20 protein-coding genes are annotated in these 21,131 nt (G+C 41.0%); 15 read left to right on the top strand and 5 right to left on the bottom strand.

Going from position 1 to position 21,131, the window contains the following annotated elements; genetic code table 11:
- Nucleotides 1–46: 46 nt before the first annotated feature.
- Nucleotides 47–1,021: an MvdD family ATP-grasp ribosomal peptide maturase gene (locus tag RMY27_RS32645; protein WP_322668954.1), complete on the top strand. Its 975-nt coding sequence runs from the start codon at nt 47–49 to the stop codon at nt 1,019–1,021.
- Here RMY27_RS32645 and RMY27_RS32640 read toward each other — a convergent pair whose 3' ends face one another.
- Nucleotides 1,022–2,257, bottom strand: a complete 1,236-nt coding sequence (locus RMY27_RS32640) for a DUF4336 domain-containing protein (RefSeq protein ID WP_416212389.1) — start codon at nt 2,255–2,257, stop codon at nt 1,022–1,024.
- Between the two features lie 498 nt (nt 2,258–2,755).
- On the opposite strand from RMY27_RS32640, the gene RMY27_RS32635 reads away from it, so the two are divergent.
- The 5 genes from RMY27_RS32635 to RMY27_RS32615 all read left to right on the top strand — a co-directional run bounded on the left by RMY27_RS32635 (nt 2,756) and on the right by RMY27_RS32615 (nt 7,705).
- Entirely contained in the window at nt 2,756–2,944 is a 189-nt protein-coding gene (locus RMY27_RS32635) for a hypothetical protein (RefSeq protein WP_416212388.1), read from the top strand.
- Nucleotides 2,945–2,979: 35 nt separating this feature from the next.
- Nucleotides 2,980–3,210 carry a PIN domain-containing protein gene (locus RMY27_RS32630; protein ID WP_416212387.1) on the top strand — a complete coding sequence of 77 codons (231 nt, stop codon included), beginning with the start codon at nt 2,980–2,982 and terminating at the stop codon, nt 3,208–3,210.
- Between the two features lie 11 nt (nt 3,211–3,221).
- Entirely contained in the window at nt 3,222–6,197 is a 2,976-nt protein-coding gene (locus RMY27_RS32625; RefSeq protein WP_322668953.1) for a UPF0182 family protein, read from the top strand.
- 64 nt (nt 6,198–6,261) lie between these two features.
- Nucleotides 6,262–6,417: a hypothetical protein gene (locus RMY27_RS32620; RefSeq protein WP_322668952.1), complete on the top strand. Its 156-nt coding sequence runs from the start codon at nt 6,262–6,264 to the stop codon at nt 6,415–6,417.
- Nucleotides 6,418–6,541: 124 nt separating this feature from the next.
- Nucleotides 6,542–7,705: a PAS domain S-box protein gene (locus RMY27_RS32615; protein WP_322668951.1), complete on the top strand. Its 1,164-nt coding sequence runs from the start codon at nt 6,542–6,544 to the stop codon at nt 7,703–7,705.
- A 64-nt stretch (nt 7,706–7,769) separates the two neighbouring features.
- Here RMY27_RS32615 and RMY27_RS32610 read toward each other — a convergent pair whose 3' ends face one another.
- The gene (locus RMY27_RS32610) at nt 7,770–8,315 is read right to left on the bottom strand and encodes an IS630 family transposase (RefSeq protein WP_322668950.1); all 546 of its coding nucleotides are present in this window, start codon (nt 8,313–8,315) and stop codon (nt 7,770–7,772) included.
- Nucleotides 8,316–8,335: 20 nt separating this feature from the next.
- Nucleotides 8,336–8,842, bottom strand: a complete 507-nt coding sequence (locus tag RMY27_RS32605; protein WP_322668949.1) for a helix-turn-helix domain-containing protein — start codon at nt 8,840–8,842, stop codon at nt 8,336–8,338.
- A 765-nt stretch (nt 8,843–9,607) separates the two neighbouring features.
- Here RMY27_RS32605 and RMY27_RS32595 point away from each other — a divergent pair.
- The 8 genes from RMY27_RS32595 (at nt 9,608) to urtD (ending at nt 19,438) form a co-directional block, all read left to right on the top strand.
- Entirely contained in the window at nt 9,608–11,647 is a 2,040-nt protein-coding gene (locus tag RMY27_RS32595; RefSeq protein ID WP_322668948.1) for a bifunctional metallophosphatase/5'-nucleotidase, read from the top strand.
- Between the two features lie 4 nt (nt 11,648–11,651).
- On the top strand, nt 11,652–12,542 hold the full coding sequence (locus RMY27_RS32590) for an isopenicillin N synthase family dioxygenase (RefSeq protein ID WP_322668947.1): 891 nt from the start codon (nt 11,652–11,654) through the stop codon (nt 12,540–12,542).
- 32 nt (nt 12,543–12,574) lie between these two features.
- On the top strand, nt 12,575–13,714 hold the full coding sequence (locus RMY27_RS32585; protein WP_322668946.1) for an FAD-binding oxidoreductase: 1,140 nt from the start codon (nt 12,575–12,577) through the stop codon (nt 13,712–13,714).
- Nucleotides 13,715–14,022: 308 nt separating this feature from the next.
- Nucleotides 14,023–14,445 carry an ester cyclase gene (locus tag RMY27_RS32580; RefSeq protein ID WP_322668945.1) on the top strand — a complete coding sequence of 141 codons (423 nt, stop codon included), beginning with the start codon at nt 14,023–14,025 and terminating at the stop codon, nt 14,443–14,445.
- 471 nt (nt 14,446–14,916) lie between these two features.
- A complete protein-coding gene (gene urtA / locus RMY27_RS32575) occupies nt 14,917–16,233 on the top strand; it encodes an urea ABC transporter substrate-binding protein (protein ID WP_322668944.1) in 1,317 nt (438 codons plus the stop codon).
- A gap of 180 nt (nt 16,234–16,413) precedes the next feature.
- Nucleotides 16,414–17,574, top strand: a complete 1,161-nt coding sequence (gene urtB, locus RMY27_RS32570) for an urea ABC transporter permease subunit UrtB (RefSeq protein WP_322668943.1) — start codon at nt 16,414–16,416, stop codon at nt 17,572–17,574.
- 27 nt (nt 17,575–17,601) lie between these two features.
- Nucleotides 17,602–18,717, top strand: coding sequence for an urea ABC transporter permease subunit UrtC (gene urtC / locus RMY27_RS32565; RefSeq protein WP_322668942.1), 1,116 nt, complete (start codon nt 17,602–17,604; stop codon nt 18,715–18,717).
- A complete protein-coding gene (gene urtD / locus RMY27_RS32560; RefSeq protein ID WP_322668941.1) occupies nt 18,692–19,438 on the top strand; it encodes an urea ABC transporter ATP-binding protein UrtD in 747 nt (248 codons plus the stop codon). The genes urtC and urtD overlap by 26 nt, the downstream gene beginning before the upstream one ends.
- Before the next feature lie 33 nt (nt 19,439–19,471).
- Here the strand turns inward: urtD and RMY27_RS35675 are convergent, their stop codons facing one another.
- Nucleotides 19,472–19,675 (bottom strand): hypothetical protein, encoded by a 204-nt coding sequence (locus RMY27_RS35675; protein WP_416212386.1) that lies wholly within the window; start codon nt 19,673–19,675, stop codon nt 19,472–19,474.
- Between the two features lie 341 nt (nt 19,676–20,016).
- On the opposite strand from RMY27_RS35675, the gene RMY27_RS32550 reads away from it, so the two are divergent.
- Nucleotides 20,017–20,298 carry a hypothetical protein gene (locus tag RMY27_RS32550; RefSeq protein WP_322668940.1) on the top strand — a complete coding sequence of 94 codons (282 nt, stop codon included), beginning with the start codon at nt 20,017–20,019 and terminating at the stop codon, nt 20,296–20,298.
- A 60-nt stretch (nt 20,299–20,358) separates the two neighbouring features.
- On the opposite strand, the gene RMY27_RS32545 is transcribed toward RMY27_RS32550, so the two are convergent.
- Nucleotides 20,359–20,694 carry a hypothetical protein gene (locus RMY27_RS32545; protein WP_322668939.1) on the bottom strand — a complete coding sequence of 112 codons (336 nt, stop codon included), beginning with the start codon at nt 20,692–20,694 and terminating at the stop codon, nt 20,359–20,361.
- Between the last annotated feature and the right edge of the window lie 437 nt (nt 20,695–21,131).

Genomic DNA, 21,131 nt, shown 5'->3' with positions numbered 1-21,131 from the left:
AACCCCTATATTTATCTGTAGCGTACTTCATTTTCCATATTTGTAAATGACTGTTTTAATCATTACTCACAGCCAAGATAACCAAAGTATTCCTCTAGTTATTCAGGCAATTGAAGCCCAAGGAAAGAAAGCATTTCGTTTTGACACAGATCGGTTTCCCACAGAAATGCAGTTAGATATCTACTATGGTAGTACTAAGCGAGTGATTCTGAGTGTCGATGACCAGACATTAGATTTAAATGAAGTGTCAGCAGTTTGGTATCGGCGCATTGCAATTGGGTCAAAAATTCCCAACTCAATGGACAGGCAACTTAGAGAAGCCTCACTCAAAGAATCTCGCGTCAGCATTCAGGGAATGATTGCTAGTATCAGGGGGTTTCATCTTGACCCTCTGCCAAATATTCGCCGAGCCGAAAATAAGCAACTGCAATTACAAATAGCAAGAGATATCGGTCTAGATACGCCTCGCACTCTGACTACAAATAATCCAATAGCAGTAAAGCAATTTGCCCAAGAGTGTCAGCAGGGAATGATTACCAAAATGCTCTCTTCCTTCGCTATTTATGATGAACGAGGGCGAGAAAAAGTTGTGTTTACAAATCCAATTTCATCAGAGGATCTAGACAACCTTGATGGCTTACGTTTCTGCCCAATGACATTTCAGGAGAAGATTCCCAAGGCATTGGAATTGCGGACAATTATTGTAGGTAAGCGTGTGCTAACAGCTGCGGTTGATTCTCAAGCTTTGGATAAGGCACGTTACGACTGGCGCAAACAGGGAATTGCCTTACTCGACGCTTGGGAATCATACACTTTGCCCGAAGATGTCGAAGAGAAATTGCTCAAACTCATGGCAGAATTTGGTTTAAACTATGGGGCGCTTGATATTATTTTGACTCCTGATGGTCGTCATGTATTCCTTGAAGTTAACCCAGTTGGCGAGTTCTTCTGGCTGGAACGCTGTCCTGGCTTACCGATTTCCCAGGCGATCGCTGAGGTTTTAAATAATTCAGCTAGTTGATTACAAATTCTCTTTAGCTGGCGTTGCGATACCGCGTTTAACTAGACCTGCTTCAAGTTTCTTAATGAATTTTAAGTCTTCCTCCAATAGAAGCTGGCTTTGGCTAGAAGAAAGATTTTTTTCCAGAAAAGCAAATGCTTGCCGAAATTGACGCGGATTTGCTTTAATTAGCGATTCAAAGTGACAGGGAATAATCTGCTGAAAATCCCAACTTGCAACTGTATCAGCCCAGTTGAGGACTTGGCTTGGTGCTTGAGGAAGAATGAGGATTTGCAAAATCGGTGCGACAAATGGTCGTCCCTGGCCTCGTAGAGCGTCAAATGCCTGCTTCCAGTTTTCTTGCCAGCGAAAAGGAAATAAACCAAAGTACGTTTTTAGGGTTCGCTGTGGTGCTTTAAGAGCATCACGAAACATCTCTCCGATTGAAGCAACTTCCAAAGCACTTGGACGGAAGTAAAGCGCAAACAGTGAAATACGTTGCCATCCCTTGCGACGGTTGTCTTCATTGTCCTCGATCGTCTCCCAGGCATTGTCCCTGGCATGAAACAGTAAGGGATAAGGATCTAATTGGAGGATTTCTGGTGGGTCAACTGGAACAGAAAGTATAGAATCAGTTACAAGCAGAGTACGCGATCGCTTGTGAAACAATGCAACTTCTACAAAAGATCCTCGTCCCAAGTCGATGTCCAATATTGCATAGTCAAACTCCAGAGCGAAGGGAGCAAGGTTTGAGTCCTCTGGGAGTTCTTGAGTTCGTTTTTGGGGAAATCCTAGCCAACTAAGCGGCAGATTGAACGGAAAACTCCACTGGTGCGGGGCAACAAAGACTTGTGCTTGAGGAAAGCGACGAGCAAAAGGGCCAACGAAGACTTTATGCTCCAGACCAGAACTGGTTGGCAGTAAGATATACTTAACTTCACCGTGCTTTGCTACCAATTCATTAACCAAGCGGATACACTCAGTTGTGGGAGCAACGGGTGCATATACCAGAAGTCCTCCACCAGAGAGCTTGACGATAGTCATGCGAATCGGCACGATGGTGTAGAGAATGCCGTGAAGCTGATCGAATGTCCAGATAGTGTCCTTAACTATTTCCTGACGAAGTGTCCGCCGCCTGCCGTAGGGGTAAAGTGGGACAGTAGCCCAGAATGGCCATGACCAATCCTTGGGGTTGTTCAAAGGAGACATCCCTCGATCTTGTAGTTCAACTCTCGACTGAGATCCAAGTGAGTTCATCGTCGTTCCATTGTCCTGGCGTGGGCCAGTTGTGAGAGTGCTGTAGTGGCTACAAGATTGATATAGCACGCTTGTCGAGCGAGAGCAACCGGCTAAAATTCCTACACAACACTTGTCGGTAATTGAACTATTTTACTGGTATTTAAGTGCTTAAATGTTCATCTCATCGTCAGCCTTACCCTGAGAACTCCGATGTTCTAAACTGGAACTACATTGTTAGCGATCGCCGATCGCACAAATCACGTTTAAGGGTGAAGCATTTTGGGATTTATATCAAGTCCGGGTAATTCATTGTACCCCTCCCCACTCTTCGGACTACAGTTTACACACAAGTCGACTTACCCCCCTTAATCCCCCCTTATAAAGGGGGGAAATAGGAAATTTGGTTCCCTCCCCTTTATAAGGGGAGGGTTAGGGTGGGGTAAAACCTTAGTTAATCAACTATTTGAGACTTGTGTGTACACCGTACTACTAGAATTTCGATAGGAGGTAAAAACAATGCTACGAACCATTGAAGGAATTTATAAAAATGGCAAAATCGAACTAGCTGAAAAACCACAAGGTATTACTGAAAGCAAAGTCTTTGTTACTTTCTTAGAAACAAAACCCATAACTTGGCCAGAAACTATTATGCAACATCAAGGTGTAGTAGAAAGTATCATTTTTGAGTCATTAAGTATAGATTAGCAATCAATCCTCAACGTGCCTTAAAAATCCAATCATTGGTTGAAGCATTGTTAGGTTCGATTACAATTTTACCTTTTAGTGTGGAAGAAGCAGAACAAACTGCCCAAATAAGAAGTATTTTGAAAATAGCGGGTACTCCTATCGGTTCTTATGATGTATTGATCGCAGCAACAGCACTAACTCACAATCATATTGTTGTAACATCTAATGTTCGAGAATTTCAAAGAGTAAACAGCTTGCAAATAGAGAATTGGCGTTCTTCTTAAATTACATATCAATGTATTGGAAATGGGGCTTTAGGCTATTAATTGGATTCTTTGGGCTGTGGCTACTATTGGATCTGGGTTCCCGTCTGGGAGCAGAGATTTTTTGGTTTCAAGAAGTCGGCTATCTTCAAGTATTTTTGTTGAGGCTGCTGACTCGTGGTATTTTGTGGATAGTTGTGGCTGGAATAACTGCTGCCTATCTACTGCTAAACTTGGCTTTAGCACAACGACTAAAATATCCCCAGTCTGTAAAGATTGAGTCAGCAGAACTCAACAGTGAATTAACAAATTTTCTCAGTCCTAATTATCCAAGACGCAACGAAACCCGGATACTTGCGCCGCAACGCCCTCAAGCATTAAAATTGCACTGGTTATTACCCTTAACTCTGATATTGAGCTTGTTAATTGGGTTAATGCTGGCTCACTATGGTAAAATTGCTCTTTTCTACTGGCATTCTCCAGTTAATCAGGCTATTCTACCCGTTCCCGCTCTATTTCGACCGGAGACAATCTGGCAACTTTTGAAGCAGATTCTCTCTCAAGTCTGGTATCTCGGTTTAATTGCGGGAGTAGCGATCGCCATTTTAATCTATCCGCAATTTTTACTCACTGCGATCGCAATTCTCTCCAGTCCCATTTTTGCCTTCATCATATTCCGACACTGGCCAAAGGTGCTGGAATATTTGCACCCCACCCTTTTCAACAGCACTGAGCCTTTATTTGGTCGAGATATCAGCTTTTACGTATTTTCTTTACCTTTTTGGGAACTGCTAGAACTCTGGCTGATGGGTTTATGTTTGTATGGCTTCCTCGCCGTTACTCTCACTTATCTCTTGTCGGCTGACAGTTTGAGTCAGGGGATTTTCCCTGGTTTTTCACCCCAGCAGCAGCGTCATTTATCCGGTATGGGTGGCTTGTTGATGCTGGTAGTGGCTTTGAGTTATGGGCTGAGTCGCTATGAATTGGTGTATTCTACCCGTGGAGTGAGTTATGGTGCTAGCTATACAGATGTGACAGTCCAGTTGCCAGCTTACACCGTCTTGTGCATTGTGGCAGTAGCGATCGCCTTTTACTTACTTGGGCAAACGTTTTTCTGGAAACCGAAATCTCAGTATCGTCGCTTTGTATTTTACGGGTTAGGGGTTTATTTAGTATTAGTTGTAGCTGCTGATGTTGTTTTACCTACTGTGGTGCAATATTTAATTGTCCAACCTAATGAGTTGCAAAGAGAGCAAACCTACATTCAGCGGACTATTGCCTTGACTCGCCAAGCATTTGATTTAGAGGCGATTGATTCTAGAAGCTTCAACCCCCAAGGAACACTGACTGAAGCTGATATTCAAAAGAATGCCTTGACAATTCGGAATATTCGCCTGTGGGATGAGCGACCACTCTTAGAAACTAACCGTCAACTGCAACAAATTCGCCCGTATTATCAGTTCCCCGATGCCGATATTGATCGGTATACTCTGAAAACAGATGAACCTTCACCTCAGCCGCCAGTAACGCAGCAGGAAGCAGTTGAATCAACAGAACGGCGGCAGGTACTCATTGCCGCACGAGAATTAGATTATAGTGCCGTACCGCAGGAAGCTCAAACATGGGTTAATCGCCATTTAATTTATACCCACGGTTTTGGGTTTACTGTTAGTCCAGTTAATACAGTTGGGCCGGGTGGGCTACCAGAATATTTTGTTAAAGATATTAGCGATAATAGTAGCGCTCTCACAACTTCTAATGAAGCCGTTCGTCAAAGTATTCCGATTGGACAACCGCGGATTTATTACGGTGAGATTACTAATACTTATGTAATGACTGGCACAAGAGTTAGAGAGCTAGACTATCCTAGCGGTAGTGACAATGTTTACAACTCTTACGAGGGTCTAGGTGGTGTTGAAATCGGTTCAGCATGGCGACGGTGGCTATTTGCGATGTATTTGAAAGATTGGCAGATGGTGCTGACGCGGGACTTTTTGCCAGATACAAAAGTGCTACTGCGGCGAAATGTTAAGCAAAGAATTCAAGCGATCGCACCTTTCCTGAAATATGACAGCGATCCCTATTTAGTGGCTGCTGCTGCTAATCAAGATTTTCCAAGTAATCCCAGTTATCTTTATTGGATTGTTGATGCTTACACAACGAGCGATCGCTATCCCTACTCAGATACTGGTAGCGATGGTATCAATTACATTCGCAATTCTATCAAAGTAGTGATTGATGCCTATCACGGTACTGTAAAGTTTTACATTGCCGATCGCAGCGACCCGATTATTGCCACTTGGTCAGCAATATTTCCTGAAATGTTCAAACCGCTCAGTACAATGCCCGTCAATCTCCGCAGTCATACCCGATATCCGGTGGACTTCTTCAAAATTCAATCTGAGCGGTTAATGACCTACCACATGACCGACCCCCAAGTATTTTACAATCGGGAAGACCAGTGGCAGATTCCTAATGAAATCTATGGCAGTGAACCCCGTCCGGTAGAGCCGTATTATTTGATTACTAGTTTACCCACCGTAGACTTTGAAGAATTTCTTCTGTTTTTACCCTATACTCCCAGACAGCGGACTAATTTAATCGCTTGGTTAGCGGCGCGATCGGATGGCAAAAACTACGGTAAGCTGGTGCTGTATGTCTTTCCTAAAGAACGCCTGATTTACGGAACAGAACAAATCGAGGCGCGGATTAACCAAGATCCAGTAATTTCTCAGCAAATTTCCTTATGGAATCGCCAGGGTTCGAGAGCTATTCAAGGCAATCTACTAGTAATTCCCATTCAGCAATCGTTGCTGTATGTCGAGCCAATCTATCTAGAAGCCACACAGAATAGTCTGCCAACCTTGGTACGGGTAGTGGTGGCTTACGAAAACCGGATTGTCATGGCGCAAACCTTAGAACAAGCATTGCAGGGAATCTTTAAACCAGAAGTTACACCAGCCCCAGCGATTATCCGTCCCTTTGAAGAAGCAGCCCCACCAGGTTAAGCGATTTTCAAACTAAGCTTGACTTTATCCAATTAAGTTGCGGATTATTAAATATTAGATTTTTTTGCATCTCTTGACTCATGCGATCGCAACAAAGGCAACAGGACGCGATCGCTTCAAGCGCAATAACCTACTAGCTACCTCGACCTGCAATTATAAAAGGCACAAAAGTAGCTTAATGTACGAAACCGAACCGACTTCCAAGGTTGAGTATGCGTAAATAAAGTTAGATCATTATGCACTTTAACGCCATTGCTAGCCAAGAAAAGAAAATTACAGCAAGCGATGATTAATGCATTGTCAATCCATCTGCGTTGATGATCTACGGTGTTCGGAGAACTAAAGTGAACATAGAATTATTGACCAAACGCACAGAAGCATTGCACAAAGATTTAGCTTCTTTATATCAGACTGCTAATGTTTTGGCTTGGATTAGCCCAGAGTTACAGCCGCAAGCTTTTCAGGAACTCCTTAGCTCTGCAAAGATGGCGCACTTAGCGATGAAAGAACTGCGTCAGCAAAATGAGGAACTAATACAAACACAAAATTTGTTACAAGCAGAACGCGAACACTACCAAGATTTATTCGAGTTGGCACCAGATGGTTATTTAGTAACTAATGCAGAAGGCGTAATCCAAAAAGCAAACGCGGCGGCTGTTACACTACTCAATGTTTCAAAACAATTTCTGGTGGGTAAAGCCATGATTAACTTTATCTCACCAGAAGATCATCAGCACTTTTGCAGCGAACTTAACCAACTATCGCAATCAGACACAGCCAACGAATTAGTAATACGTTTGCAGCAACATTATGGCGAGTTCTTGAATGCAGCTTTGAGAGTCACAGTTGTGCGCGATCGGCAGGGTAAAATAAAACATCTATACTGGTTGCTGCGTAACGTCACTGAGCAACAGCGAACCGAATCAATAAGCATTCAAAATGAGAGTGACATCATCCAAAACCGCCAATTGTATAAATATTCTAAAGGAGAAAATATTTGTCTCAGACCAAGAATGATTTGGTATGTTCATCAGGGAGTAGTCAAACTCAGTACTTTTTGTGAAACGGGCGAAGAAATTTTGATAGGTTTAGCCAAAGCAGGGATGGTTTTTGGCTCTAGTATGACTGGTTTAAACATTTACCAAGCAACAGCCCTGTGTGATGTTGAGTTGGTATCATTTGATGAAGCAGAAATAGCAGCCTCGCCAACGCTAAACCATAACCTGTTACTAAAAATTAATCGCAGGTTACAGCAAACAGAATGTTTATTATTCAATAGTGGAAGGCTCCATGTACAAGAGCGCTTGCACCATTTATTGCAACTTTTGAAACAGGAAATCGGTGAAACTGTATCGCAGGGAACTCGCCTAAGTGTTCGTTTTACACATGAAGATATCGCTAGTGCCTGCTGTACTACCAGAGTCACAATTACAAGATGTATGGGCATACTAGAACAACATGGTCTAATCAGTTTTGATTCCCAAAATCACATTATTTTGAAAGATTGATGTGATTTTTGTAGACAAAGTTAGCCGTAATTAATAATCCAGTATTCTTCTAGATAATACCAATTCAAAAAATGTTTGCGACAGATAAGGCATTAAGGATGAAGTCGTAACCAGCCAAAGAAGCAGCAATTTGAGGAGTTAGATCGGCCAGAAGTTGAGCAACTTTAGTTCGCAAACTCTCCAAGTTATCAAATAACTCCCACTTTAAGTCCTGCTTAAGATGTTCCCAAATTCGTTCAATTGGGTTGAGTTCAGGCGAATGGGGTGGTTGAAACAACAACACAATGTTTTCTGGGACTTGTAAGCGTTTGGCTTTATGAAACAAGCCATTGTCAACCTGAAGAACGTTAAGCGAGTTAGGATAGCAGGCAGCGAACTCGTTCAAAAATTGCTGGTAGCATTCAGTATCAACATGAGAGAACTGCCAAAACAAACTTTCACCTGTAAGCGGTTCGACTGCTCCGTATAGCCAAAATGCTTTAAACTGCCATTGCCATTCACCAATGGGCTTCACCCCAGGTAAGGTAATCTTGCGTCCCTCGATGGTTTTTAGTCCAAATCTACTTTCATCTTGTACAAAATAACGGATATTTTCGTACTGGGGTAACATGATGCTGGCATATTGACTAATTAGTTGCAGATCGTCGGCAAGGTTTTTTTAAAAGCCTCAAGTTTCTCTTTGTCTTGCTTTCGGTTACGCGGACGTGGAACTTTGAGCTTTGCTTTAAGCCTGTAACGTGCCAGATGATGTACAGTTGCGTACTCGGCTTGCACACCCAAGGTGATATCCAACCAATGTTGTATTTGTGTGTATCGTTGGAACCCACCTTCTGGTTCTTCGAGTTGTTTTTTTAAACTCGATACTGCCCAATGTGGTATTGCTCTTTTTCGACCTGAACTCGTTCCAAATTCAACAACCGCCTCAATTCCTCCTTCTCGATAATCTGCCAACCATCGATGTACTGTACCTCGATGTTTTCCCAATATTTTAGCGATCGCACTCACACTCATTTCTTGCCCTTTAATCAGATATAGGGCTTGTATACGTTCTTTGAGTCGAGCATTTTTCTGTTGGCGAACTAACCCTTCGAGTTCTTCAACACTTTCTTGAATATCGATATGCACTACCCCTGTCATCACTCACCCAGAATGCTACCTATACTTAGATTTACCATCTGTCGCATTCTTTTTTCAAATTGGTATAAGACAAGTGTCAAAATTGTGAATTTGGCTAAATGACTTAATAGAAAATCTTGAAAAAATGTGTTTATCTCTAAATAAAGTAGTGTAACCACCCGGAAGATCTTGTCTATCTAATGTTACTACCTGTAGCAATCCAGACAAGTTTTTATTTTGGGACGGCATTCATCCAACAACGGCTGCTCATCGCATTTTAGCAGACGCAGCACTAAAAGCAATTTCAATATCGCGATAAATACCAAAATAAAAAATCATGCAAAACTCAAAATACTTTCCCTTTAACCTTTTTCCTAAGAGTGCAAAAATATATTTTTGCAAGAGGTCTATTAATTAAATATCAATATAAAAGGAGTTAAAAAAAGCGCAGTTTTTTAACTCTCTATTCCCTATTTTCTTTCAGTTTTTCATCTGAAAATTTTCCTTTAAAAATTTCAGTGGCTTTTTTACATCCCCCAAACTCCTTTTCAAAAGCTGTACACAACATATTAAATTACCGTGTAATAACCTGATAATCAAGGGGAAATAAAAAACATCCTACTTTTCCTACTTTTCCTACTTTTTATCTATAATATTTTCCTCTACATGAGCATTTTTCAATCAGATATAAAGATCAATATTAAAATTAAACTTATGAAATATTGCTTGTGTGATATTTATAATACACTAAAAAACATTCACCAATGATGAGCTAGAAAACTTATTATGTCTTTTTTATCTCAGAAAAATCAATTTTTAAATAAGTTTAATAGCCGAGATTTAAATGCTAGCCAGTTAAGTTGGCTAATTATATCTAGCATCTTTTTATTTTTAGGAACTACTGGTGGTGTCGTGCAAGTTAAAAAAACAGCACACAAGTCAGGTTTCACGCTACAACTTTTACATACTTCCGACCAAGAAGCGGGTGTCCCAGCGCTGAAGGATGCACCGAACTTTTCGGCGGTGTTGAATGCACTCAAAAATCAGGATGCTAACGGTGATGGCAAACCTGATTATCCTAATACCTTAATCCTTTCATCTGGAGATGCTTATATTCCCAGTCCCTTCTTATTTGCTAGTGACACAGCTTTTGGTGGTCAGGGGCGAGGAGATATCTTAATTTTAAATGCTCTTGGGTTTGGTGCGATCGCCTTTGGTAATCACGAATTTGACTTAAATACAGGTGTCGTTGCTGACTTACTTCGTGCTAAAGAAGATTACCCAGGTACAAAATTTCCCTATCTCAGCGCGAATCTAGACTTCAGCACTGATAAAGACCTAGCAAAATTAGTTACTGCTGATGGACAAGAAGCAAGTAAAATTCCCAATAAAATTGCCCGTAGCACCATTATTACTGTCAATGGTGAAAAAATTGCTGTGGTTGGGGCGACAACTCCCACACTGCGGACTATTTCTTCTCCTGGTGGTGTAACTGTGTTGCCTAAAAAATTTAATAGCCGTGATACCGCAGATATTGCCGCCTTAGCTGCTGAAATTCAAACTTCTGTTGATACGCTGCTGACAAAAAACCCAGAGATTAATAAAGTCATTCTATTGGCACACATGCAGCAAATTGCGATTGAGCAAAAGCTAGCACAATTACTTAAGGGAGTAGATATTATTGTTGCTGGTGGTTCTAATACCTTACTAGCCGACAAAACAGACCGTCTGCGAATGGGTGATAAGTCTGCTGGAACTTATCCAATCATTAAAAAAGCCGCAGATGGTAATCCAATAGCTGTAGTTAATACCGATGGAAACTATCGCTATGTTGGTCGTTTAGTAGTTAACTTTGATGCCAAGGGAGTGATTATTCCTAAAAGTATTGACCCTAAAATTAGTGGTGCTTATGCGACTGATTCCCAAGGGGTAGCAGCTGTAGGTGGGAAACCCGATGCCAAAATTGTTGCCATTACAGAAGCGCTCAAAAAAGTGATTATTGCCCAAGATAGTCAGATTTTTGGGAAAACCAACGTTTTCCTCAACGGCTGGCGGGGTGATGTCCGCACCCAAGAAACCAATTTCGGGAATTTGACAGCCGAAGCTAATTTAGCGATCGCTAAACGATACGATCCTAAAACTGTTATTTCTATTAAAAATGGTGGTGGTATCCGTGACAATATTGGTATTTATACCTTTCCCCCAGGTTCGACTCGCTCACAGGATGTTATCAAACTGCCACCCCAAGCCAATCCTGTAGCAGGTAAAAAAGAAAAAGAAATTTCTCAACTTGATATCAGCAATGCTTTACGCTTCAACAATGGCTTGACTTTAGTGACTTTAAATGCTAGAGAACTACTAGCAGTGATTGAACATAGTGTCGCAGCCATAGCACCCGGTGCAACCCCTGGCAGTTTTCCGCAAGTAGCGGGATTAGCCTTTAGCTTTGACCCAGATTTACCAGCAGGTAAACGTGTTAAATCCCTGGTTATCAAAGATGGGAAAGGCAAAATTATTGATGTAGTAGTCAAAAATGCAGAGTTAGTGGGTGACTCTAATCGTATCTTCCGCGCTGTCACCTTAAACTTTCTCGCAAATGGTGGTGATGGTTATCCTTTTCCTAAAACTAAACGGGTTGATTTGACATCAAAAGATGCTAAACGTACAGGTTTAGCTACCTTTGCTGCTGATGGTTCTGAACAAGATGCATTAGCAGAATATCTGGCTGCTAACTTTAAGCAGATTCCATTTGCTCAGGAGGATGTACCACCTACCGAAGATACTCGCATTCAAAATCTGAAGCTGCGTAAAGATATGGTATTTTGAATCAATGGTCAAAATTCCAGTCATTGATTTCACTAATTTTACTAAGAGCAACGCAATAACTCGACAAGCTGTCATCAAACAAATCTATGAAGCTTGTCATGAAATTGGCTTCATGTATTTGCAAAATTCTGCAATATCAAAAGAGCTAATCAAGGAAGTATTCAATCACAGCAAATCTTTTTTCAATTTACCTTTAGAAGTTAAGCAAAAGCAAGCTTGGAGTGATGAATTGAGTAATATGGGTTACGTTGGGATTGAGAGAGAACGTCTTAACCCCAATAAATCAGGCGACTTAAAAGAGGCGTTTAATGTCAACAAACAAGCCGTAGGGACAAATGCTTCTCTTGTCACCTTTTATGATAATTGTACAGAGTTTGCTAATAGGATATTACAAGCTTATGCGTTGGCGTTGGAATTGCCAGAATATTTTTTTACTATAAGACATAATCAACAAAATCATACCTTGCGCTTACTCCACTATCCACCATTGCAGACACCACCAAAACCCGGACAGGTGCGTGCTGGTGAACATTCCGATTATGGCAGTATTACCTTACTTTTCCAAGATGACATTGGCGGGTTAGAAGTACAGACAGTATCTGGAGAGTGGATTGTCGCGCCTGCAATTCCTGATACTGTAATAGTCAATACTGGCGATTTAATGCAACGGTGGACAAATCATCGATTTTGCTCAACTAAGCACCGAGTGATGATTCCCAGTGATGATAGGGTAAATCAGTCTCGGTATTCTATGGCTTTTTTCTGTCATCCTAATGATGATACAGAAATTACTTGTTTGGAGAGTTGCCAGAAAGAACAATTGCCTATCTATGCCCCTATCCTGGCGGGAGAATATCTTTTAAGCCGTTTACAAGCAACTTATGGTAATTCGTAATTCGTAATTCGTAATTAAAAAAGACATTTAAGATGAAAACCTACGACTGGATTGTGGTTGGCGGCGGAATTACGGGTGCTGCACTCGCTTATGAACTTAGTAAAACTGGCTTTTCTGTACTTTTGTTGGAGCAACACAGCAGACCACAAAATGCAACTCGCTATAGTTATGGTGGGCTTGCCTATTGGTCGGGTACTACACCACTAACTCGGCTATTGTGCGAAGAAGCGATCGCACGTTACCATATCTTATCTCAAGAGTTAGACGCTGATATTCAATTTCGAGAATTAGATTTATTACTGACTATTTCAGCCGATAACGACCCAAAAACAACTGCTGCATCATATAATCATTTTGCTATTCCACCCCGTTTACTCGATATTCAAGAAGCTTGTGAGTTGGAACCGCAGCTAAATCGAGAGGCGATATCTGGGGCTTTAACTGTCAAACACGGTCATATTAACCCAGAAAAAACGGCACAAGCTTATATCCAAGCTTTTGAGCGGGCTGGGGGTGAAGTGCAGATTACCCAAGTTTTGCAAGTATTGCAAGATGGTGTCCAAACCACCAGTGCAACTTTTCACAGCGCTAACGTTGTCATCTGTGCGGGTGGACTCAGCCGCCAGCTTCTCAAATCTGCTGGTGTTTCCATCAAGCTGTATTTTACCCACGAAGAAATCATTGAAACCCCAGCCGTTGATGTCAGGTTACGCACCTTAGTTATGCCGGCGAATCAGCAACGGTTTCAACTAGAAGCTGAATCTAGTCAAGTTGATGAATTATGGGATGAACTTGGTAATGATTTAGTACCAGCGATTTTAGATGTGGGTGCGATTCAGTTTCAAGATGGTAGTATCCGCATCGGTCAAATTAGCCGTGCGATCGCAGATCCTCAAGCTAAGGTAAACTCAGATGTAAGCGAAAAATGGTTGCGAAAAGGTGTTGGTCAAATTTTACCAGCATTGGAGAATTTACCAGGTACTTGGTATCACTGCTTAGTGGCATTTAGTAGCAATCAACTTCCCTTAATTGGTGCTATCCCAGGATTTGAACGCGTTCATGTTTTCTCTGGATTTAGTAATCCCCTAGTACTTATACCACCTTTGGCAAAGCGCTTTGCTAATTTTGCAACTGGCCAGGAAGATGAAATTATTACACAAATGCTAATCTAAGGTGATTTCTGACAAAGAATCTACCCAGGTTGACGAGTTTCGACAACTCTTGGAGACGCACTCGCGTTCGCTCAACTCTCGATTCTTTAGTTGGTTGAGCGAAGTCGAAACCAACGGCAGCGGTAGATTTATTAACGGAAATTGCCTAAAGGGCCGCAGTGAAAAACACAAATATTACTGATGCTGACACATTAAGCGCTGCACTGATTTTAATTCAATCTCAAACTTGGTTAATTGACAATAGTGCATCTTGTCTGTCTAAATAAACAATTAGAGTTCGTCTAATTTTCACTAAAGGAATAGCAGCAATGTCTTCCATTGAGGACAACAAAATCATTGCTCAACGGTGGATGGAACTTATTAGCGAGCATAAAATCGAAGAAATTTGCGAGATAACTGCCCCGAATTGGAAAATGCACGGTGGTTTACCAGGACTTCCCCTTGGGCCTGAAGGGGTACGCAAACTCTTTGGTTCATTTGGCCCTATCCAGCAGAAATGGACAATTGAAGACGTAATCGCTGAAGGTGACAAAGTTGTTGTGCGTGCGACTAATACCTGCATCCAAGAGAGTTTTCTTGGCATACCAAGTCGCGGCCGTCAACAGACATTTACTGCTACATTCATTCATTATATTGCCGACGGCAAGATAATTGAAACCTGGCGAAACGCTGACGACCTTGGACGGGTTCTTCAACTTGGGGCACGGATTGAACCAGGAATATCTGAGTAATAGCAATAGTTGATTAAAACTATTGTTGTATTAACCAGCTATCTGTTCAGCACAGACCAGAATTTTGAAAAGAGATAAGTAGGTAAACATAATTAAACATAAAATAAACTCCTAGTTTGTAGTGAGCGATTTATCGCTCAGAGCAAGGATTATCAGGACTAAAGTCCTTACTACAAACAATAAATTTATTTATGCCTAGATACTTAGCAGTTTTTAACTGTCTAAAATCAAAGATGTTCGTGGAAGAGAAAGGTTTTGTTCTTCCATAACGTATTGCATAGATATAAGAATCTTTATAAAGTTAATAAAGCTTAATCTTAAAAAGTTTGTTTTTTATTACAAAAACAAACTTTTTTGTATAACACGTCACTTTTTACTAGTAAACTATCGCACTAATATCACACTTTAAAGATTGATATTGTCAGCTTTCTATAAGTTGGCTGATTCATCAGCAGGAAAATTCATAAAAAGATGAGAAGACAATTTAACCGACGCAAGTTTATAATCTACGGTTCTTTAACTTTTGGAAGCAGCTTTTTTTTGAAAGCTTGCGCGAATAGTTCTCCAACTGCGACACAGAGTCCAGCCGTGATTCCTACTGCTTCACCAGCGGCGGCGACTACTGGTGACACGATCAAAGTAGGTATTTTGCACTCTCTGAGTGGTACGATGTCTATTAGTGAAAAAAGCGTTGTTGATGCTGAAAAGTTAGCAATCAAAGAAATTAACGCTGCTGGTGGTGTTTTAGGTAAGCAAATTGAAGCAATTACCGAAGATGGCGCTTCTAACTGGGATACTTTTAGAGAAAAGGCAACCAAGCTAATCGATCAAGATAAAGTCGCTGTAGTTTTTGGTTGTTGGACTTCTGCTAGCCGCAAGAACGTTAAGCCAGTATTCGAGAGCAAAAACCACATGCTCTGGTATCCTGTGCAATATGAAGGTCAAGAGTGTTCTAAAAATATTTTCTACACTGGCGCTGCACCCAATCAACAAATTGAACCATCTGTTGATTGGCTGTTAAAAAATAAGGGCAAAGAATTCTTCTTAGTTGGCTCTGACTACGTTTTTCCCCGAACAGCTAATACCATCATTAAAGCTCAACTAGAAGCTTTAGGCGGAAAAACAGTTGGTGAAGATTATTTACCTCTTGGTAACACAGAAGTTACACCAATTATCACTAAAATCAAGCAAAACTTGCCCAATGGTGGCGTGATTTACAACACCTTAAATGGTGATAGCAACGTTGCTTTCTTCAAACAATTAAAAGGGGCTGGATTGACACCAGATAAATATCCCTCCATGTCTGTAAGTATTGCCGAAGAAGAAGTCAAAGCAATTGGTGTAGAGTATCTCAAAGGTCATTATGCAGCTTGGAACTATTTCCAAACAGTAGACACACCTGCTAATAAGAAGTTTGTAGCAGCTTTCAAAAAAGAGTATGGTGAAAATCGGGTGACAAATGACCCAATGGAAGCAGCATACGTTGCAGTTTATTTGTGGAAACAAGCAGTCCAAAAAGCTGGTACTACAGATATAGCTAAGGTAAGTGCTGCGGCTTATGGCCAAACTCTAGATGCACCTGAAGGTAAAGTGACAATGGATGCCAATCATCACATATCCAAAATTGTGCGGATTGGTCAAGTTAGACAAGATGGTTTATTTGATATTGTCTATGCTACTCCAACAGCGGTTGAGCCAGTTCCTTGGAATCAATTTGTGAAAGAAACTAAGGGATTTGCTTGTGATTGGAGTGACCCTGCTAAGGGTGGTAAGTTCAAGAAAACCTAAATAATTCGTAATTCGTAATTTGTAATATTCTCGTTTCCAGGTTCTACCTGGAAATGCTGCTCGTTGGGCTGCTGCCGTGAGTCAGGAGGCGGAGCCTCCTAATAGGCATTCCCAGTCTGAGACTGGGAACGAGGTACACGAGATACTAACTACTCGCTGATAGCTGTTGTGGAGAAATAAGTGTTAGCAGGATTTTTAGAAGCTGTATTTAATGGTATTAGTATTGGCGCTGTATTATTAATCGCGGCGTTGGGGCTGGCGATTATATTTGGATTGATGGGCGTCATCAATATGGCGCATGGTGAATTGATGATGTTCGGCGCTTATACAACATTTGTTGTGCAAAATGTATGTAAGCAATTGGGTGGGGTGTGGTTTGAAGTCTATATATTTTTGGCTTTGATTATTGCTTTTATCTTCACGGCTGCTGTGGGATTAATTCTAGAAAAAGGTGTGATTCGTTATCTCTATGGACGCCCATTAGAAACTTTACTAGCAACTTGGGGAGTAAGTTTAATTTTTCAGCAGTTTGTTCGCAGTGTGAATTGGGTATTGATAATTGGTATCGGCTTATTTTCTCTGCTGTTTTTTGGAGGTTTATGGATTTTAAATTCTCGCACTGATTTAGGAAGAGTTCGTAACTGGATTGTGGCGGTGATATTTTTATTATCGCTGGGGGTGACAATCACAACAGGAAATTTATTGAGTCAAACTTATCAGTTAGCAGTGACTCAACCTTGGTTTGGCGCTCAAAATGTGGATGTAACAGCACCGACTTGGTTACAAGCAGGGATATCTTTAGGTGGTGTGCAATTGCCCTTTGCCAGGTTATTTATTATTGCTTTAACAATAATCTGTGTGGCAGGAATTTACTTATTTTTACAACGTTCTAGCTGGGGTTTAAGAATTCGGGCGGTGACACAAAACCGGAGTATGAGTGCTTGTTTGGGTATCCCAACTCAAAAGGTGGACGCAATTACTTTTGCACTGGGTTCTGGTTTAGCTGGTGTGGCGGGATGTGCGATTAGTTTACTCGGTTCTGTAGGGCCAAATACGGGACAAAACTATATTATTGATACTTTTATGGTGGTTGTCGTTGGAGGTGTGGGCAATTTAGCCGGGACGATTGTGGCTGCTTTGGGTATTGGTACGGCTAATTTTTTAATTGGTTCTGGTACTTTGGCTTTATTGTTGAGTTCTGTTAAACCTTTGGCTGATTTGTTTACTTTTTTTGCGACGACGAGTATGGCTAAGGTGATGGTGTTTGCGCTGATTATTGTGTTTTTGCAGTGGAAGCCTGGAGGGATTTTTCCGCAGAAGGGACGTACTGTTGATGTTTAAGCCGCAGAGATGCAGAGGACGCAGAGAATGAGAAAGAAGGGGGGATTATTAATTGAAGTTGGGGTGGCGATCGCGATCGCACTCTTCCTCATCATCATTATGCCACTGCTACTGTCGGAGTTTCGCCTAAATTTGTTGGGGCGATTTCTGTCGCTGGCGATCGCAGCTTTGGGTATTGATTTAATTTGGGGTTATACTGGTTTACTAAGTTTGGGACATGGTATTTTCTTTGGTTTGGGTGGATATGCGATCGCAATGTACCTGAAGCTGCAAGTCCCGACTGGAGAATTGCCTGATTTCATGGGGCTTTATGGAGTTACAGAACTTCCCGCGTTTTGGCAACCTTTTTATTCTTTTCCTTTGACCATAGCTTTGGTGGTATTAATTCCGGGGTTATTGGCGGGATTGTTGGGATATTTGGTTTTCCGAAATCGTCTCAAGGGAGTTTATTTTTCTATCTTGACTCAAGCCGGAACTATTGTATTTTTCAACTTCTTTAATGGTCAACAACAATTTTTCAACGGCACGAATGGACTGATAGATTTTACAACTTTGTTTGGGGCAACGGTCAGCGATGCCAAAACGCAGTTTGTTTTCTATACGCTGACGGTAGTGTTTCTCGCAATCACCTACGGAATTTGTCGCTGGTTGACAACTGGACGCTTTGGGAGATTGCTGATAGCGATTCGTGATGATGAAAGTCGGGTAAGATTTTCTGGCTACGACCCTACAGATTTTAAGGTATTGGTGTTTGCAGTTTCCGGTGCGATCGCAGGTATAGCAGGAGCATTTTACACCATTCAAAGTGGTTCTGTCTCACCTAGAGCAATGGATATTGCCTTTTCGATTGAAATGGTGATTTGGGTAGCAGTAGGCGGACGCGCTACTTTAATTGGCGCAATTGTCGGAACTTTGTTAGTCAATTATGCCCGCACTTTTTTAAGCGAACAATTTGCCGAAATCTGGCTATTTTTCCAAGGCGCACTATTTTTGATAGTCGTCACAGTCCTTCCTGACGGTATCGTGGGATGGTTGCGTAGTCAGAATATTTCTCTTTTCAACCGCCGTCAAGAAATTGCTACATATCCCACCTTGGAAGAAGACCCGGAAGTGCAACATGAACGCGAAAATATTGGAAACTGAAAATGTAACTGTTAGCTTTGACGGTTTTAAGGCTTTAAACCAGCTTAACTTTAGTATGGATGTGGGTGAATTACGAGTAGTAATTGGCCCCAATGGTGCAGGAAAGACAACCTTTTTGGATGTAATTACGGGTAAAGTTCAGCCAACAGTGGGGCGAGTTTTATTCAAAGGAAGAAATCTGCGTTCTTTACCTGAATATAAAATTGCCCGATTGGGAATTGGGCGCAAGTTTCAAACACCCCGCATTTACTTAAACTTAACGCCCCGTGAAAATTTAGAAATTACCAGTAATAAGAAGAAGAATGTCTTTTCTACTTTACTGGAACGTTCTCATGCTGTTGAAAAGAATAATATTAAAGGATTATTAGAAACCATTGGTTTAACGCCGAAAGCTGATATCAGAGCAGCTTTACTTTCTCACGGAGAAAAGCAACGTTTAGAAATTGGGATGTTAGTAGCACAGTCTCCAGATTTATTACTTGTTGATGAACCCGTTGCTGGTTTAACAGATGAAGAAACCTACAATATTGGCGAACTGCTTTTAGCACTAGCGCAGAGTCATTCAATTTTAGTAATTGAACATGATATGGAATTTGTACGTCAAATTGCCAAGAAAGTGACAGTATTACATGAAGGTTCTGTGCTGTGCGAAGGTAATTTTGAAGAAGTGCAAAATGACTCTCGCGTGATTGAAGTATATCTGGGAAAACAAGAAGAATAAAAAATTTAATCCTATTTTCTATTCGTCTGGTAATTATGGTCGGTTTGCGCTGTTAAACACCTGCTCTACTGTTAGCGCCCAATCAGCAATTACTACTGATTCCATGCAAGTCGCACCTGTAAATACCTTATCCTCATACTGTCCCTCCACCAACTCATAGCGCGTGTCTGTACCATCGTCATAGGTAAGATATTCCTCAAAGGTCAGCATTTTTTGGGTTTTCGTCGTTTGGGTCATTTGCTTTGGCTAGCATCTATTATGAAGTATGAGCTATATATTCCAGTTAGCCAAACAGTCAGTAATTACATATGCAATTTTTATAGTATAATAACATACATTAAAACTGGTTTATGCCGTGTAACCATGCAATATATTCTCTTCGATACATGTATTTGGTTAGATTTTTTAGCTCCAAAACCAGAATCACGTTCTTTATTGAAGAGTATTCTATCTGGCCTTAACCAAAATAAATTAAAAATACTGCTTTCTAATGTGACTGTTGAAGAGTACAGTCGTCATCAAGATACTATTGTAAAAAGCTATAATTGCCCTAGCTTTAGTTGAAATCGTTTATTCTTATGAGCCAACTGCTAACACTGGAATTAAGTGATGATGTCTATGCAGCTTTGCAGCAGCAAGCTGATGCCATCGGGCTTTCGGTAGCAGAATTGATTGTGACATCTCTTGATGGGCAGCATGGTCTTCTGACTGGTACAAAGCTACAACCAGAAGTTCAGCCAGAAGAAGCACGTCAACGGTTACTTAGTTATGCAGGTGCAATTAGCTTGGGTTATGCCACAGGTATAGATAACGAAAGCATTGATGCTGACTTGGCAAAAGCTTACTTCAGCCAGAGGTAGAAACACCTTTGAGATTTTAGATTGTTCAATCCAAAATCCCAAATGGTATTATCTCATTTTCTATGCGGTTTTCTCATTCTTATCTGATGCTTGTTCTGCAATATTTTTTAAGCGGCTCGCTCTCATTTTGCGGATGCGATCGCTATTACGAACACCACCCGCCATTTCATATTCAGCGCTGTCTTTACCGTACTTGATAGCAACCACCATTAACATTTTCTCAGAAAACTGCTTCAAGTTTTTTTCCATCTCTTCAACTTCTGTTAAAGTAGAGTCAACTATAGCCAGAGCGCTATTATGAACATCAATTTTATTACGTAACTGTTCGATTGAATCAATCAGTTTTTCTAAAGTATAATCTTCTTCAAATTTAATGCTTGGAATAATCGATTTCATTCCAGATGCTCTTAATTCAACTTTTTCTAAAACGCAAGTTGACTGAGCTTCTGTACCAGTCTTTATAATTGTGATCGCAATTTGGGCATTTCACAGGTAACAATGTCCATGAGGAATAAAACCGTTTGAATAGAAAGGATAGTTGAAAAATACTGACATCATACTAGAGATTGCTGTGATTTTCGTGTATTGTGCAACTCTAGTATTCCCAAAGTTTTTGAATGTCGCAATATTCAAGCTTTGCCCTTGAATGTGCGTTCTTGGGTTATTTCTTCAGTTACCTCTGTACTTGCTCCTGGTGGAACGCTGTTGATGATTACTCGTGTTCGAGACACAGAAGCTGAACCCTCGGGCCTACCTTGGCTATTATCTAACTCAGAATTAAGTAGGTCAACCTAATTAAACATAAAACGTTTAGCTTGGTACTGACCTTGCAC

Source organism: Nostoc sp. DedQUE09 (genome assembly GCF_034530915.1).
Taxonomy (GTDB): domain Bacteria; phylum Cyanobacteriota; class Cyanobacteriia; order Cyanobacteriales; family Nostocaceae; genus Nostoc.
Note: the sequence above shows the minus strand (reverse complement) of the source record. Positions and strands in the feature narration are given on the sequence as shown.